At 34.9% G+C, this 16,444-nt stretch carries 18 protein-coding genes; 11 read left to right on the forward strand and 7 right to left on the reverse strand.

What is annotated here, in order from left to right; genetic code table 11:
* Positions 1–32: 32 nt before the first annotated feature.
* From HMPREF2864_RS00085 to HMPREF2864_RS00095, 3 genes are all read right to left on the reverse strand, one after another.
* On the reverse strand, positions 33–1,166 hold the full coding sequence (locus HMPREF2864_RS00085; RefSeq protein ID WP_070544705.1) for an FAD-dependent oxidoreductase: 1,134 nt from the start codon (positions 1,164–1,166) through the stop codon (positions 33–35).
* 295 nt (positions 1,167–1,461) lie between these two features.
* Positions 1,462–2,301: a bifunctional hydroxymethylpyrimidine kinase/phosphomethylpyrimidine kinase gene (gene thiD, locus HMPREF2864_RS00090; RefSeq protein ID WP_070544706.1), complete on the reverse strand. Its 840-nt coding sequence runs from the start codon at positions 2,299–2,301 to the stop codon at positions 1,462–1,464.
* An 88-nt stretch (positions 2,302–2,389) separates the two neighbouring features.
* Entirely contained in the window at positions 2,390–3,382 is a 993-nt protein-coding gene (locus tag HMPREF2864_RS00095) for a choloylglycine hydrolase family protein (RefSeq protein ID WP_002459896.1), read from the reverse strand.
* Positions 3,383–3,534: 152 nt separating this feature from the next.
* Between HMPREF2864_RS00095 and HMPREF2864_RS00100 the strand changes: the two genes are divergently transcribed.
* The 4 genes from HMPREF2864_RS00100 (at position 3,535) to HMPREF2864_RS00115 (ending at position 6,531) form a co-directional block, all read left to right on the forward strand.
* Positions 3,535–4,203: a uracil-DNA glycosylase gene (locus tag HMPREF2864_RS00100; protein ID WP_002479436.1), complete on the forward strand. Its 669-nt coding sequence runs from the start codon at positions 3,535–3,537 to the stop codon at positions 4,201–4,203.
* Entirely contained in the window at positions 4,196–4,591 is a 396-nt protein-coding gene (locus HMPREF2864_RS00105) for a DUF5327 family protein (protein WP_002459894.1), read from the forward strand. The genes HMPREF2864_RS00100 and HMPREF2864_RS00105 overlap by 8 nt, the downstream gene beginning before the upstream one ends.
* A 23-nt stretch (positions 4,592–4,614) precedes the next feature.
* On the forward strand, positions 4,615–4,983 hold the full coding sequence (locus tag HMPREF2864_RS00110) for a DUF423 domain-containing protein (protein ID WP_162285079.1): 369 nt from the start codon (positions 4,615–4,617) through the stop codon (positions 4,981–4,983).
* 72 nt (positions 4,984–5,055) lie between these two features.
* Entirely contained in the window at positions 5,056–6,531 is a 1,476-nt protein-coding gene (locus HMPREF2864_RS00115; protein WP_002493015.1) for an APC family permease, read from the forward strand.
* A 107-nt stretch (positions 6,532–6,638) separates the two neighbouring features.
* Here the strand turns inward: HMPREF2864_RS00115 and HMPREF2864_RS00120 are convergent, their stop codons facing one another.
* Positions 6,639–7,091 (reverse strand): threonine/serine exporter family protein, encoded by a 453-nt coding sequence (locus HMPREF2864_RS00120; protein ID WP_002459891.1) that lies wholly within the window; start codon positions 7,089–7,091, stop codon positions 6,639–6,641.
* A 12-nt stretch (positions 7,092–7,103) separates the two neighbouring features.
* On the reverse strand, positions 7,104–7,871 hold the full coding sequence (locus tag HMPREF2864_RS00125; protein ID WP_002459890.1) for a threonine/serine exporter family protein: 768 nt from the start codon (positions 7,869–7,871) through the stop codon (positions 7,104–7,106).
* Between the two features lie 419 nt (positions 7,872–8,290).
* Between HMPREF2864_RS00125 and HMPREF2864_RS00130 the strand changes: the two genes are divergently transcribed.
* Entirely contained in the window at positions 8,291–8,500 is a 210-nt protein-coding gene (locus HMPREF2864_RS00130) for a hypothetical protein (protein ID WP_002459888.1), read from the forward strand.
* Between the two features lie 82 nt (positions 8,501–8,582).
* Here HMPREF2864_RS00130 and HMPREF2864_RS00135 read toward each other — a convergent pair whose 3' ends face one another.
* Both HMPREF2864_RS00135 and hemQ read right to left on the reverse strand, forming a co-directional pair.
* On the reverse strand, positions 8,583–8,999 hold the full coding sequence (locus HMPREF2864_RS00135; protein ID WP_002459885.1) for a DUF1433 domain-containing protein: 417 nt from the start codon (positions 8,997–8,999) through the stop codon (positions 8,583–8,585).
* A gap of 672 nt (positions 9,000–9,671) precedes the next feature.
* Positions 9,672–10,421 (reverse strand): hydrogen peroxide-dependent heme synthase, encoded by a 750-nt coding sequence (hemQ, locus tag HMPREF2864_RS00140; RefSeq protein ID WP_070544707.1) that lies wholly within the window; start codon positions 10,419–10,421, stop codon positions 9,672–9,674.
* Positions 10,422–10,582: 161 nt separating this feature from the next.
* Between hemQ and pta the strand changes: the two genes are divergently transcribed.
* The 6 genes from pta (at position 10,583) to HMPREF2864_RS00170 (ending at position 16,352) form a co-directional block, all read left to right on the forward strand.
* The gene (gene pta / locus HMPREF2864_RS00145; RefSeq protein WP_002459883.1) at positions 10,583–11,569 is read left to right on the forward strand and encodes a phosphate acetyltransferase; all 987 of its coding nucleotides are present in this window, start codon (positions 10,583–10,585) and stop codon (positions 11,567–11,569) included.
* Positions 11,569–12,402 carry a lipoate--protein ligase family protein gene (locus tag HMPREF2864_RS00150; RefSeq protein WP_070544708.1) on the forward strand — a complete coding sequence of 278 codons (834 nt, stop codon included), beginning with the start codon at positions 11,569–11,571 and terminating at the stop codon, positions 12,400–12,402. The genes pta and HMPREF2864_RS00150 overlap by 1 nt, the downstream gene beginning before the upstream one ends.
* Positions 12,403–12,844: 442 nt before the next feature.
* Positions 12,845–13,768 carry a mevalonate kinase gene (mvk, locus tag HMPREF2864_RS00155; protein WP_002479429.1) on the forward strand — a complete coding sequence of 308 codons (924 nt, stop codon included), beginning with the start codon at positions 12,845–12,847 and terminating at the stop codon, positions 13,766–13,768.
* 4 nt (positions 13,769–13,772) lie between these two features.
* On the forward strand, positions 13,773–14,756 hold the full coding sequence (gene mvaD, locus HMPREF2864_RS00160; protein WP_070544709.1) for a diphosphomevalonate decarboxylase: 984 nt from the start codon (positions 13,773–13,775) through the stop codon (positions 14,754–14,756).
* A 12-nt stretch (positions 14,757–14,768) separates the two neighbouring features.
* Positions 14,769–15,845, forward strand: coding sequence for a phosphomevalonate kinase (locus HMPREF2864_RS00165; protein WP_002459879.1), 1,077 nt, complete (start codon positions 14,769–14,771; stop codon positions 15,843–15,845).
* Positions 15,846–16,010: 165 nt separating this feature from the next.
* Positions 16,011–16,352, forward strand: coding sequence for a YuzB family protein (locus HMPREF2864_RS00170; RefSeq protein WP_002479428.1), 342 nt, complete (start codon positions 16,011–16,013; stop codon positions 16,350–16,352).
* Positions 16,353–16,444: the final 92 nt, after the last annotated feature.

Below are 16,444 nucleotides of genomic sequence, written 5' to 3' on the forward strand. Positions count from 1 at the left end.
TAAATACTTAGAATACGCAATGTTATCAGTGATTATGCTTCACCTTTAAATAGTTTGACAAAACGTTCAGGACTATCTTGGCCTAGACAAATATCCAATAGTTCGTGTGATTCTTGTTGCTCTTCTTCACTTCTAGGGAACATTTGATTTTCGTATTCTTTGATTACTTCGTCGAAATGATTGTAATTTTTAGCGATGCCTTCTGCTAATTCTGCACCATCTAGCATAGCTAAGTTAGCGCCTTCACCAGATGGCGCCATTAAATGTGCAGCGTCACCAATTAAAGTGATGCCTGACTTAGGTTCCCAGCGATGTTTGTCAGGTAAAGCATTGATTTTTCTAGCTAAGATATTTGAATCTGACTCAGTTAATAATGCAGTAATTTCTGGTGCCCAGCCTTTAAATTCAGCTAAAATCGTTTTGATCGTTTCTGTTTTATTAGAAAAATCTATGCGATTAATCCAATCTAAATCGCGGTTCATTTCTATATAAGTGTGAATAATATTATTTGCTTCGCGATGAGCTACAAAACCTTTTCCAGGAGAAAGGGCATACATCGCTCCTTCACCAACAATTTCAGCTGTTTTAGGATGTTTGTTATCAACATCGTGTAAATAAGTTTCAATAAAGGTTGTACCTACATAATTCGGTGTAATATCTGTTAATAATTTGCGTACTTTTGACCATGCACCATCTGCGCCAATTAATTTTGTAGTGTTTATAAAACTTTCATCTCTAAATACGACTTTATATTCTCCGTGTTGAATTTCTTCTATATGATCTACTTTTTTATTCCATTCAATTGTTTCTTCTGGAAGTGAGTGAATTAAAATTTGACGTAAGTCACCACGTAATACTTCAGGACGTCCATTTTCTTCATTAGCAGGCACCTCTAGAAGTAATTCTCCGTTGGTATCTACAATTCTTGCTGCATCGGCACCTTCATGAATAATCGAATGAAATTCATCCATTAAATTAGCCTTTTCTAAAGCAACCTGACCATTATATTCATGAATATCTAATTGACCACCTTGTGTACGAGCATTCGGCGATGCATCTGCCTCATAGATTTTTGAAGGTATGCCATTCACATATAACACACGGGCAAGCGTTAAACCACCGATACCGCCACCAATAATTGAAATAGGTTCTTTTACTTTATTCATCATAAAACTCCTTTAAAACTCAATAATTAAATGCATTCTTACTTTACGCAAAAAACAGTTAGTTTAAACATAAAATAATAAATGTGATATAGTTTTTCCTATTCGTCGATGATTTTGATCGTTTATATTACTAAAATATTAGAAAGTAAAATAGACGAAGTAGAAATAGTTACTGTAACTTATAGGGGCTAAAATGAACAAGTTGATATTTTAATACTATATAAAAAAGCTTTTAACTATTCCCGTTTGCTTTTGTTAAAGCCAAGAGAATAATTAAAAGCTTCATGTTAAAAAACTATACTTCTGTTACTTCTACGTCGATATGTTCAACACGATTAAATGCACCATGATCAACCGGTCCAACAAACGCATTCATTTTCCAGCCATTTTTAATTGCAGATGCCACAAAACCTTTAGCGGCAATAACAGCTTCTTTTGGTGATTTGCCATTAGCTAAATAAGCTGTTGTTGCTGCTGCAAATGTACAACCAGCACCATGATTGTAACTTTGTTGGAACATATCTGTTGTTAATTGATAGTAATTTGTGCCATCAAAGTATAAATCATAAGATTTATCTTGATCTAGTGCTTTACCACCTTTAATGATGACATGTTGTGCACCTTGATCATGAATGATTTTAGCTGCTTGTTTCATGTCTGCGATTGAAGTTAATTTACCTAAACCTGAAAGTTGTCCTGCTTCAAATAAATTAGGTGTCACTACGGTTGCTTTAGGTAATAAATATTTAATCATCGCATCAGTATTTCCTGGGTTAAGTACTTCACCTTCGCCTTTACAAACCATTACTGGGTCTACTACGAAGTATTTTGCACCCGATTGTTCAAAGGCCTCGCCGGCCTCGCCAGCACGTTGAATAATTTCTTGTGTACCCAACATACCTGTTTTAATGGCATCTGGACCAATTGAAATTGCAGTTTCAAGTTGTTTTTCGAGTAACTCCATTGGTAATGGTGTCACATCGTGAGACCACGTATCTTTGTCCATGGTAACGACAGCAGTCAATGCCACCATGCCATAAGTGTCTAATTCTTGGAATGTTTTTAGGTCTGCTTGCATTCCTGCGCCAGCACTGGTGTCAGAACCGGCAATTGTTAAAACTTTTTTTAAAGCCATTTAAGTTCACTCCCAATTATTTTCTAATACGTTTTTATCATATCATGTTTTAACGGTTAAGAAATAGCAGGGACACTTACATAGGTTGCTAGTCTTTAGTGTTTTTTAGCGGTGTAAATTGAATTTCTTGTTTCAATGGGAAAAACATCATCTCTTTTTGTGTCAGTATTTCTTCAGTTAATGTAAGCGAAAAAATTTGATTCGTTGAATATGGCTTGATGTAAAATGTTAATGTTTCACTGTCCATGACTAGTTGATACTGAGTATAGTGAGGTATGCCACCATCTAATACAGCACCTTTTGGAATACTCACACTATCCAGCAGCTTAAAGCAGTTGTTAAGATTTTGGCTTTCGTCAGTGGCACTGTGTAACTGTTGTCGAAGATAGCTTGCTCTAACAAAACGCTCGGTCGAAGTATAGCCTCCAGGCAAACCATTTGTACCTGCTTCGATGCCCATAGGACGAGTAAGTATTTTTCCTACAATAGGATAAGCAGTTTTCGTTGGTGACAGAAACGCGTAATTGCGTAAGTTTTCTATATGCCATTCTACGCTTGGTGCATTGGTAAGGACGTTTACATGATTATCTTTGATAATGACCCTACCATTACGTGGTTCAACTGTAGCAGTATGACCTGTTTTATCTGTGATCATAAATTGTAATGGGGGCACAATATTTAATGTCGTATTTTTTTCATTTAATATATTGATATGTGCTGCCTTTTGCTTTAAATCCGCAATGTTTTTTACGAAGCCTAATACCCAAACAATAAATTCTTCAGGTGCTAAATTAAAATATCCATAGCGTTTATGTTTACAATAAGAGGCTTCGCCGGTGAAATAATGATTGGAGATAGCAAGTCCTTGTTCATTGATACCATCACCAAAACGATATCGTCCCACTTTAAGATTAGTACCTACAAAACCATACGTTAATTGCAAAGCATCTTCTAAATCAAAATCATATTTGAAATCTCTTGGCACTACAGTAGGTATGCCATTAAATTCAAAGGCAAAATCCATGGTACGTGCTAAATAATGATGATTTTGTTTTGTATAAAAAGAAAAGCCAGTACACATCGTTATTTCTCCTTTATTTCCAGTGTTGTTATTTATTCATAGCATAATGAAATAGATATGATTTGTAAACTTTTGCGTATTATAAGTTTACATTATATAGATAGTGAACCTTTTAAGAGGTATATGTTAAACTATTGCTTGAGGTGAAGATAATGGAGTGGGCACAAATTTTTCATGATATAACATCTAGACATGATTTTTCTGCGATGCATGATTTTTTAGAAAAAGAATATACGACGCAAATTGTATACCCAGATAGAAAAAACATCTATCAAGCTTTTAGTTTAACGCCTTTTGAAAATATAAAAGTTGTGATTTTAGGTCAAGATCCTTATCACGGACCAAATCAAGCGCATGGTTTAGCTTTTTCGGTACAACCTAAAGCGAAATTCCCACCATCTTTAAAAAATATGTACCAAGAATTAGAAGATGATATTGGCTGTCATAGGACATCGCCGCATTTACAGGATTGGGCACGTGAAGGTGTTCTACTATTAAATACGGTGTTGACTGTGCGCCAAGGCCAGGCACATTCGCATAAAGATATAGGTTGGGAAATATTCACGGATGAAATTATTCAGGCTGTATCACGATATAGGCAAAATGTGGTTTTTATATTATGGGGCAAACCAGCGCAACAAAAAATGAAATTGATTGATACGCAAAAGCACTATATTATTAAATCGTCACATCCCAGTCCGTTATCGGCTTATCGAGGCTTTTTTGGCTCAAAACCTTATTCCAGAGCCAATGCTTATTTAGAGTCAAAAGGAATAGCACCAGTACATTGGTGTGAAAGTGGGGAGAATACTCATGGATAGAGAGAAAATTATCCAGTTAATTGAACAAGAATTAGTTCAGGCGGATGAAGCAAGTAATGAGCAACAATTTGAGAAGCACATATATGCGATTCATACGCTAACGTCTTTATATACAACCACAACATCAGGCCATCGAGCAAGTCAAGAAACATCCCAGGATGATATTATGGGACCAACTTTTTCAACCACGGTGAAGTCAAATACAAGATCAGCAGTGCAACAGACAGGACATAAGCAAACAGCAAAGGTAACAGCTGCTGAAATAGAAGCTATGGGCGGTAAAGTACCAAATTCCATGAAATCATCACACAACACGAACGTCGCTTCTTCAAATACTATGGTCACAGATGATGAAATTGGTAACGGCGATTCTATTTTTGATTTTTAAGCGTAAGGAGAGAACAAATAATGATGAAAGTATTTATTATCTTAGGTGCTTTATGTACTATGATGTCAGTTGGTACAGGTGCTTTTGGTGCCCATGTGCTTGAAGATAAACTCAATGAAAAATATATCTCTGTATGGGAAAAAGCAACAACATATCAAATGTACCATGGGTTAGGATTAATTCTAATTGGCATAATTAGTGGAACTACATCCATGAATGTTAATTGGGCAGGTTGGTTAATGTTTTTGGGTATCGTCTTCTTTAGTGGTTCGCTTTATATTTTAGCATTAACAGAGATTCGTATTTTAGGTGCAATTACGCCTATTGGTGGTGTCTTATTTATTGCGGGTTGGTTAATGCTAGTTATCGCAGCGTTTAAACTGCCAGTATAAAAGTAATGGCCATATAAATATGTTAGAGAACTCACTTTTGGGGTATACAGTTACCTTGAGGTGAGTTTTTTTATGACTGAAAAACAAAATAAAGTTGATAGAGGCGATTTAAAGCAAAATCTATCTGAGAAATTCGTATGGGCCATTGCTTATGGTTCATGTATAGGATGGGGAGCATTTATTTTACCAGGTGATTGGATTATGCAATCAGGACCTGTAGCCGCATCTTTAGGTATTTTTATAGGCGCATTGTTGATGATTTTAATCGCTGTCAGTTATGGTGCATTAGTTGAGCGCTTTCCCGTTTCTGGTGGTGCATTTGCATTTAGCTATTTAAGCTTTGGTAGATATGTTAGTTTCTTTTCATCATGGTTTCTAACATTTGGATATGTTTGTGTCGTGGCGTTAAATGCAACGGCTTTTAGTTTATTAATTAAATTTTTACTGCCCAATGTTTTAAACACTGGAAAGTTATATACTATAGCTGGTTGGGATGTTTACATAACTGAAATTATTATAGCAAGCGTATTACTTATCGTGTTTATGCTTATTTCGATTCGTGGTGCAAGTGTCTCTGGGTCACTACAATATTATTTTTGTGTTGCTATGGTGCTTGTCGTATTGTTAATGTTTGTAGGCTCATTTTTTGGTAGTACCTTTGATTTCGGTCATTTGCAACCATTAGCAAATCCTAAACGTGGTTGGTTTACATCTATTATTATGATTGTTGCGGTTGCTCCATGGGCTTACGTTGGTTTTGATAATATTCCACAAACGGCAGAAGAGTTTAACTTTTCACCCAATAAGACATTTAAGCTAATTGTTTATAGCTTATTAGCTGCAGCATTTACTTATGTCTTAATGATTTTGTATACAGGTTGGTTAAGCACGTCAGCAAAAAGTGTGAATGGCAATTTATGGTTGACTGGTGCGGTGACACAATCGACCTTTAGCTATATTGGATTGTTTGTCCTAGCGATTGCTATTATTATGGGGATTTTTACTGGATTAAATGGCTTCTTGATGAGTGCTAGTCGACTGCTCTTTTCAATGGGGCGTTCTGGAATTATGCCTACGATGTTTAGTAAATTACATCCCAAATATAAAACGCCTTATGTGGCAATTGTCTTCTTAGTTGCAGTTACTTTAATTGCACCATGGTTGGGGCGTACAGCTTTGACGTGGATCGTGAATATGTCATCCACGGGTGTATCGATTGCATACTTTATTACTTGTTTATCTGCTGCTAAATTATTTAGTTTTAATAAAGAGAGTGAAACATACGGCCCAGTATTTAAGAGTTTTGGTATTATTGGATCCATTATCTCATTTATATTCTTATACTTATTATTAATACCAGGGTCTCCGGCATCGTTATCGTTACCTTCATATGTTGCTTTAGCTGGCTGGTTAATTATTGGTTTAGTATTCTTTGTTATTCGCTATCCAAAAATAAAAGCGATGAACAATGATGAGCTAAGTCGTTTGATATTAAATCACTCTGAAGATGAAGTGAATGACATGATGAACGAAGATAAAAATGAATAATGACTATCAATGAATATATAAATTTTAAGAATACAAAAAGACACGCAGCGTCAATCTATGCACTGTGTGTCTTTATTTTAAATTGTTGTGTTCAAACGTTTGAAACACTATAGACGCTTATATCTTTTAACGAAACCGGACACACTAATTTTAGAAACTTGGTCTGCAAATAATAAGCCTAAAGCGATGGCACCTGCGATAAGTGTTACTTCTAACATTGTATTGATAGCTTTTCCAAACTCCAATAAGACAAGGCTTTTAGTGGCATCAAAAGCAAGACCACCAGGGACGAGTGGTATGATTCCAGTAACCATAAATATAATTGCAGGTTCTTTCTGTTTTCGCGCCATAAAATGACTGATAAGGCCTAAAGCTAAACTGCCAAAGAAACTAGAGTAGATCGTGTGGAGGCCTAAGCCGTTGAAAAATATAACGTAGACCATCCAACCACATGCACCTACAAGCCCACATGTCAGATATAATTTTCTAGGCGCATCAAAAATGACGCAAAAGAATAATGATGCGGTATAACTAAATATAAAGTTTAGTAACCAAAACATAAGACATTTCTCCTATACCATAATTAAGATTGAACCTACGCCTGCCCCGATACCAAATGAAGTAACGAGCGCCTCTAATGACTTGGTCGTAAACATCAGCATGTGACCACCAAATAAATCTTGTATTGCATTCGTAATTAATACTCCAGGAACTATAGGCATTACAGCAGCAATAATAATGGTGGCAAGATCACCATTGGGAATAAAATGATGCCCAGTCACAGCAATCATTCCAATGACTAGAGAACCAACAAACTCAGGAATAAATTGTGCGTGAAGCTTTCTATCTAAGATCTCAACGACTAAATAACCGAGACCACCAGCTAAAATGGCTGTTAAGGTATCGATGAGCGTACCACCTTGAAGATATAAGAAACTTAGCGCAATGATTGCAGCTGCTATTCCTTTAAAACTTAAGCTACTATCGCGTTCAGCAATATAAATGTGTTCGAGTCTATGTTTGGCATCTTCTAAATCAATTTTATTACTTGAAATCATTCGTGAAATTTCATTAGCTTGTGATATTTTAATTAAATTAGTATCACGGGCGTTGATTCTAAATAAACGGGGATATGTTTCATCGTGTAAAGTAAATTGAATGACAGTATTTGTGACGAAACTATTGCTGTCTGAATAGCCTAATGATTTAGCAATACGCGTCATTGTATCTTCAACACGTGTACCTTCTGCGCCTGATTCTAATAAGATACGACCTGCTAACATTATCACATCTTTAATTAGAGTTTCTCGCTCTGTATCTATATATTGTTTTTTGTTCATTTCATCACCATATCAAGTAGAATGTTACATTAATTATAGTAGATGCGTATCGAAATGGCTACACAATAATTTAAATCATGTAGCGATATTATAATGATGAAAGGTTAAACTTTAGTAACAAAAATTGTATTTTTATTACTTTTTTATCAGTATTATTGCGATAACTTAACGAAATATGTTTATTTTTATTAAAAAGGGTTAAAATAAAAGTGTTAACAGGGAAAATATACTGGGTAGCGACAGTATATTTTGTGTAGTTAACGAATAGAGTAGTAGTAATTAAAGTTCTCCCAAGAGATACTAAGTAAGAACAGGGTTTAAAGCCCTGTTTTTTAAAAATACATATTGGGACAAATTCGCTAAAGCTACAAAAGAACTTCAGTGTAGTTGACATGCAGTAGAGTCTGCAAGATTTTCTGATGAAAATTTCAAAGGAATCAAGAGAACGAGCGCAACAAACTGAAATATGGTTTATGAGTATCACTAAACATAATATTAAATGGATTAATAACGCTGATTTAAAACAAGGTTTCCAATCAGCGATAAATGATGAACTCGATGACATAAAAGCTGAAACGAAAAACGCTGTTAATCCATTTCAAAACAATCAGATTTATGAATTAGATTGACAATTTACTGAAAATAAAACATTCAAACATAGATATTTGATACATTCTTAAAACGCAAATTAACTTGAAAAGATCACTGAATTCAGTGATCTTTTTTATTATTATTTAGTTCTTTTTTGATTTCATCAGGTGTTTTTGTTTGATATTTTATTAGATTTGATACTTTTTTGCTTTCTATCATATCACCTTGAAATTGAAAATTATCTTCAGGTGAGCCATAAGCAACGAAGTCGTCTTTTTTATTGTTATTGATATAACCTTTAATAACAGCGTCTCCCATTGGTCCCTGTTTTAAACTTGTGAAATGAACAGATTTGATGGTATTAGCTTCTTTGGTGTTGTGTTTAAGGTAAAGGGTAATACGTTCTTGTTGTTCTTTGTAGTAGATTTCCTTTTGTTTTTCACGTTCGTCATGTTTCATTTTGAGATAGACGCCTCCACTAATTATGCATAAACTCAAGATTATGCCAAGAATCATAAAAATGTGTTTTTTTGACATTGAATCAACTCCTAAACTGAGGTGAAATCTATGGATGAATTATATAATAACGATACTACATATTGTACTTTTTCATATATCACAGTTACATATAAAAATAATGAAAATGATTTAAAGTTACAGATTTTCGACAAGATAAGTATAACTCAATAAAGATGGAAGGAATATCCCTGTTGATAAGCACGGGAAAGTTCAGATCGATGATTTTTGGGGGATTTAAGAGAAAATATCAGATTGCCATTTTCTGTGCTAGGTACACAAGATGTAACGAAACTTTTCATTTGAGAAGTATTTAAAGTGTTTTTAAACATTAGCAAGTTTTAAATAAACAGTATGGGCCATCATGATGTTCTAGGCTATGAACTAAATATTGGCAGTAGTTGACTGGATTGAAAATGCGCTTATACCAAGCTTTTTCCAATCCTATTCAGCTTTGCCGGGCGGAACTACGAATTCATAATGAAGTCTGTCCTGCTCCCCATACTTTATGATGAAAAATTTATTGTGCATTAAAAAGAACCCTTAACTAAACTGAAGTGACGAATATCGGAATAGCTCGAGCTATTAACCTGCCGCATCAACAGTTTTTGAATTTGTTAAGGGTTTTGGGACTCAATTGTCAATAATACAATTGGAATAAAATATTAACAGTTCATGTCTTAAATGTTTTTGTTAAATAGCGAAAAATGAATCTAATTGATCAAGTTCTAGAATATGACCAATGTAGAAGCTGCCAAATTCACCATAGCGCGCTGTAGTTTCATCAAAACGCATTTCATAGACGATTTTTTTAAACTGTAGTACATCATCAGAGAACAATGTAACACCCCATTCAAAATCATCAAAGCCAACTGAACCAGTAATAAATTGTTTGATTTTACCAGCATATTTACGACCGATTTTACCGTGGTTGTACATGAGCTCTTTTCTATCTTCCATCGGTAACATATACCAATTATATGTTTCATTTCGTCGTTTATCCATTGGGTAGAAGCAGATATATTCAGAATGTGGTAATTCTGGATATAAGCGTGCTTTAATATGTGGATTTTCATATGGGTCTTCATCAGATTTACCAGCAAGGTAATTACCTAACTCAATGACAGATACATAAGAGTATGTTGGAATTAGAAAATCTGAAATTCGACATTTATTTAATTCATTTTCGATTATATTTAATTCTTTCATTTCTGGACGCAACACCCATAATAAAAGATCTGCTTTCTGACCTGTAATATTATAGAGTGTTTGATCACCTGTATGAGAGGCTCTAGCATTTGCTTTATCGGCAAGAAATTGTTGTAGTTCTTGCACCATAGCATGACGGTCATCTTCAGGTACGAGTCTAAATGTTGTCCAATCTATCGCATAAAATAAATGTAAACTATACCAACCATCTAAAGTTTCTGCTGCTTCACTCATTAATAATCGCTCCTTTTCGTATCATTTATTTAAAATTTTAGCATAAGTTTGGTTGCTTATTCTAAATAAAAGATTACAAATTAGTGAAATGGAATTCTCATGATAAATCAAGTATAATTAAGAGTGCAAATATTATTATGTATAACAAATAGGAGGGTACTATGTCTTTATTAGATGTATTACAAAGTAAACTTTCAGGAAAAAATGTCAGAATCGTACTACCTGAAGGTGAAGACGAACGTGTTTTAACAGCTGCAACGCAATTACAAGCAACAGACTATGTAACGCCTATCGTATTAGGTGACGAAGCTAAAGTTAATGCTTTAGCACAAGACAAAGGATTGGATCTTACTGGTATTGAAGTTATCAATCCTACAACAAGCGAACTAAAACCAGAACTAGTGTCATCATTTGTAGAACGTCGTAAAGGGAAAGCGACAGAAGAACAAGCTAAAGAATTACTAAACAATGTTAACTATTTCGGAACGATGCTTGTATATGCTGGTAAAGCAGATGGTTTAGTAAGTGGTGCCGCACATTCAACAGGAGATACAGTGCGTCCTGCATTACAAATTATTAAAACAAAACCAGGTGTTTCAAGAACATCAGGTATCTTCTTTATGATTAAAGACGACAAACAATATATCTTTGGTGATTGCGCAATCAACCCAGAATTAGATGCACAGGGCTTAGCAGAAGTTGCTGTAGAAAGTGCTAAATCTGCTCAAAGCTTTGGTATGGATCCTCGTGTGGCAATGTTAAGCTTTTCTACTAAAGGTTCAGCAAAATCTGATGATGTTGAAAAAGTGGCTAATGCCGTTCAATTAGCACAAGAAAAAGTTTCAGCAGATCATTTAGAAAATGTCATTATTGATGGAGAATTCCAATTTGATGCTGCCATCGTACCTGCAGTGGCTGAGAAAAAAGCGCCAGGCGCTAAAATCCAAGGTGATGCAAATGTTTTTGTATTCCCAAGTTTAGAAGCAGGAAACATTGGCTATAAAATCGCACAACGTTTAGGTGGATTTGATGCGGTTGGTCCAGTATTGCAAGGACTTAATTCTCCAGTAAATGATTTATCACGTGGCTGCTCAATCGAAGACGTGTATAATTTATCAATTATTACTGCTGCTCAAACATTACAATAATGGAACTAAGTAGTAAATATTTTAATGGTGTGGATTGGCGCTATATAGACCATACGAATGGACTTGCGCCAATGCAATCATTTGCATTTGATGATACGTTTTCAGAGAGCGTGGGTAAAGATTTATCATGTAATGTTGTAAGAACTTGGATTCATCAACATACTGTTATATTAGGTATTCATGATTCACGTTTACCTTATCTCAAGGATGGTATTCGCTATTTAACTGATGAAGTTGGTTATAATGCGATTGTGCGCAACTCTGGCGGTTTAGGAGTTGTATTAGATCAAGGCATACTGAATATATCTTTAATTTTTAAAGGACAGACAGAAACAACAATTGATGAAGCTTTCTCAGTGATGTATTTATTAATTTGTAAAATGTTTGAAGACGATGATGTTGAAATTGAAACACATGAAATTGAACGTTCTTATTGTCCTGGAAAGTTTGATTTAAGCATTAATGATAAAAAGTTTGCCGGTATTTCGCAACGACGTGTCCGAGGTGGTATTGCTGTACAAATTTATTTGTGCGTGGAAGGCTCTGGATCAAAGCGTGCTGAGATGATGCGCTATTTTTACCAACAGGCACTTAAAGGAGAAACAACAAAATTTAAATATCCAGACATCGAACCCCAATGTATGGCATCACTAGAAACGTTGTTAGAACGTGACATTAAAGTACAAGATGTTATGTTCCAATTATTACATGCGATTCAAGATTTAGGCGGCAAGCTAAACATGGATGCTATTACAGAAGATGAATGGCAACGATATGAAGGACATTTTGATAAAATAGTGGAGCGCAACGATAAAATGTCACGATTGTTATAGCACTAAGATGTGAGCATCCTGAATCATTGTATGATTATCTACAATGATTTAGGATGTTTTTTAATTTTGATACAAATAACGTGCACATTTAAATTGAAATTGTAGTATGATGGGTTAGGTAGAAAATAAAGAATATGAAATTAAGACTATAAATGTTTATAAAATCAAGATTTAAGGTAGAGTAAGTTAAATTTTTGAAACAAAAATACAATCGCTATATACTATTTAAGTGTTGTGCAACGAATGATAATTGTTATTTTACATTTTTGTGGTATTAGTCTACTATAAAAACAAAGTTTTATGACATAATTGTAGCGGAAACGTGACAAAGTTCGATAAAATAATAAGTTGAATAAAGCAAAAGATAGAATGTGAAGATTTCGAGCTTCGCGTTTTTTAATTGCAAATAAGTAAATAGAAAAAAGACTAAAGGTGAGCTAACATGACGCGACGAGGATATGGTGAATCGACTGGTAAGATTATCTTAATAGGTGAACATGCAGTAACATTTGGACAACCAGCCATTGCGATTCCGTTTAACGCTGGAAAGGTTAAAATTTTAATAGAAAGCTTAGAAAAAGGAAATTACTCTGCGATTCAAAGTGATGTCTATGATGGGCCTTTATATGATGCGCCAGAACATTTAAAGTCCATCGTTACCCGTTTTGTGGATAAACATCACATAGAAGATCCACTATTGGTTAAAATTAAAGCCAATTTGCCCCCATCACGTGGATTAGGTTCAAGTGCTGCTGTTGCAGTTGCATTTGTTAGAGCAAGCTATGACTATTTAGGTATTCCTTTATCTGATGACGACCTTTTAACCTATGCCAATTGGGCTGAACGTATTGCCCATGGTAAGCCAAGTGGCATTGACACACAAACGATTATTAGTAATAAACCGGTATGGTATCAGCAAGGTAAAGTTGAACATTTAAAAACTTTACAATTGGATGGCTATATGGTTGTTATTGATACTGGTGTGAAAGGATCAACGAAACAAGCAGTCGAGGACGTTCATCGTTTATGTAATAATGATGCTTATTATATGGATAAAATAACGCATATAGGTCAGTTAGTACATCAAGCAAGCGATGCAATTGAACACCATAGTTTTCAACAATTAGCTGAGATATTTAATCAATGTCAAGAAGACTTAAGAACATTAACAGTGAGTCATGACAAAATAGAACTATTTTTGAAGACGGCGCAACAAAATGGTGCAGTTGCTGGTAAATTAACTGGTGGGGGTCGTGGTGGAAGCATGCTGATTTTAGCAGAAGACCTGAATACCGCGAAACGTGTAGTATCAGCTGCAGAAAAGGCTGGGGCTGAGCATACTTGGATTGAATATTTAGGAGGTTAGGGCGTTGGTAAAAAGTGGCAAAGCACGCGCACATACAAATATTGCTGTTATAAAATATTGGGGAAAAAAAGATGAAGCATTAATCATCCCAATGAATAATAGTTTATCTGTTACGTTAGAACGTTTTTATACTGAAACACAAGTGACATTTAATCATAGTTATAATTCAGATCAGCTTATTTTAAATGGTGAACATGTTAGCGCGACAGAAAACCAAAAAATTCAACGTTTTATGGATATTGTTAGAGCCAAAGCGGGAATAACAATGCATGCCCTTATTGAAAGTACAAATCATGTGCCAACAGCTGCCGGTTTAGCCTCATCTGCAAGTGCTTATGCTGCTTTGGCCGCCGCTTGTAATGAAGCCTTAGAATTACAAATGACAGATAAAGATTTATCGAGATTGGCACGTCGTGGTTCTGGTTCGGCAAGTCGCAGTATTTTTGGTGGATTTGTTGAATGGCATAAAGGCTATGATGACTTAACATCATATGCTGAACAAATCGATGCCAAAGATTGGGAAAAGGATTTGGCCATGATCTTTATTGTTATTAACAAACAATCTAAAAAAGTTTCTAGTCGAGCGGGCATGTTGCTGACTAAAGAAACATCGCGTTTTTATCAATATTGGTTAGATTATGTAGAGCAAGATTTAGCAGATGCAAAAGCAGCGATCAAAACCAAAGATTTTCAACGGTTTGGTGAAACAATTGAAGCTAATGGATTACGTATGCATGCAACAAATTTAGGGGCGCAGCCACCTTTTACCTATTTAGTACCAGAAAGCTATTTGGCTATGGAAATTGTTCACCAATGTCGTGAAAATGGTATTCCCTGTTACTTCACTATGGATGCAGGGCCCAATGTCAAAGTCATTGTTGAAAAGAAAAATCTACAAGCTGTTCAATCAGCTTTTGAAGAAACATTTGAAACATCACAGATTATGTCGAGTGACATCATTTCATCAGGCGTCGAAATTATTAAGTAAGGAAGAGATAAAATGATTCGTGTGAAAGCTCCCGGAAAACTTTATATTGCAGGTGAATATGCCGTTACTGAACCGGGTTATAAATCCGTTTTGATTGCAGTGAATCGTTTTGTCACAGCTACAATTAAAGCTTCTAATGAAGTTGTTGGAACTATTCATTCTAAAACGCTGCATCATGATCCAGTATCATATAATCGTAATGATAATCAAATTGAAATTTCTGATACACATGCAGCGAAACAGTTGAAATATGTTGTCACTGCAATTGAAGTTTTTGAGCAATATGCTAGAAGCTGTGATATTAAGCTTGAGCATTTTCATTTAACTATTGATAGTAATCTTGCAGATGAATCAGGTCAGAAATATGGTTTAGGTTCAAGTGCTGCAGTATTAGTATCTGTAGTTAAAGCACTCAATAAATTTTATGATATGCAGTTATCTAATTTATATATCTATAAATTAGCTGTTATTGCAAATATGAAATTACAAAGTTTAAGTTCTTGCGGTGATATAGCTGTTAGTGTTTACAGTGGTTGGTTAGCCTATAGTACCTTTGATCATGATTGGGTAAAGCAACAAATGGAAGAAGGCCATGTAAGTGATGTTCTAGAAAAGAACTGGCCTGGCTTGCATATTGAGCCTTTACAAGCACCTGAAAATATGGAAGTTATTATCGGATGGACAGGATCTCCAGCATCTTCACCACATTTAGTTAGTGAAGTGAAACGTTTAAAATCAGATCCAGCATTTTACGGTGATTTTATTGAGCAATCACATTTGTGTGTTGAACAATTAATCAATGCCTTTAAGATGAATAATATTAAAGGTGTTCAGAAAATGATTCGCCAAAATCGTAAAGTGATACGTAAAATGGATGATGCAGCATCTGTAGATATCGAAACAAATAAATTAAAACGGTTATGTGATATTGCAGAAGCCCATGGTGGCGCAGCTAAAACGTCTGGTGCAGGTGGCGGCGATTGCGGCATAGCGATTATTGATACGAATGTTGATAAACACAAAATATATGAAGCATGGGCGCATGATGGCATTAAACCGTTACCTTTCAAAATATATCATGGACAGTAAATCAGATGTGACAACCTTTTGAATTTAATGAAGAGGTTGTTTTTCTTTTTGAAATATAATGTAATAATGTGATGATGTGTCTAAAGAGAACAGCTTGAAATTTTCTCTCAATAGAGTAAAATAAATAGAGTTAAATATGAATGCGAAGTAAAGGTGGGTGACACAATGAAGAACAAATTTTTAATTTGTGATGAATGTCAGGCAGTTAATATGAAGTCGCTAAAGAAAAAATTAGAAAAACTTGATCCAGATGCAGAGATTGAGATTGGATGCCAGTCATATTGTGGCCCAGGCCGACGAAAAACCTTTGCATTTGTTAATAATAGACCGTTAGCAGCATTGACAGAAGACGAATTGATGGAGAAAGTGGTAAAACAATTAAAAAAACCACGTAACCCTGAAGAAGAAGAACGCTTGAGAAAACGTAATGAAGAACGTAAACGACGTAAAGAAGAGCAAGATAGAAAACTAAAAGAAAAATTAGAACAACGCAAAGCTGCAAAATAAACAATTTGGGACATAAATACAAAGTATTAAAATTGTAATGTTAAAATCTTTTCTTCGGTATGATTTTTACAATATAATTCGAAGTGATTAAA

It is taken from the genome of Staphylococcus sp. HMSC059F04 (assembly GCF_001812565.1).
In the GTDB taxonomy this organism is placed as follows: domain Bacteria; phylum Bacillota; class Bacilli; order Staphylococcales; family Staphylococcaceae; genus Staphylococcus; species Staphylococcus lugdunensis.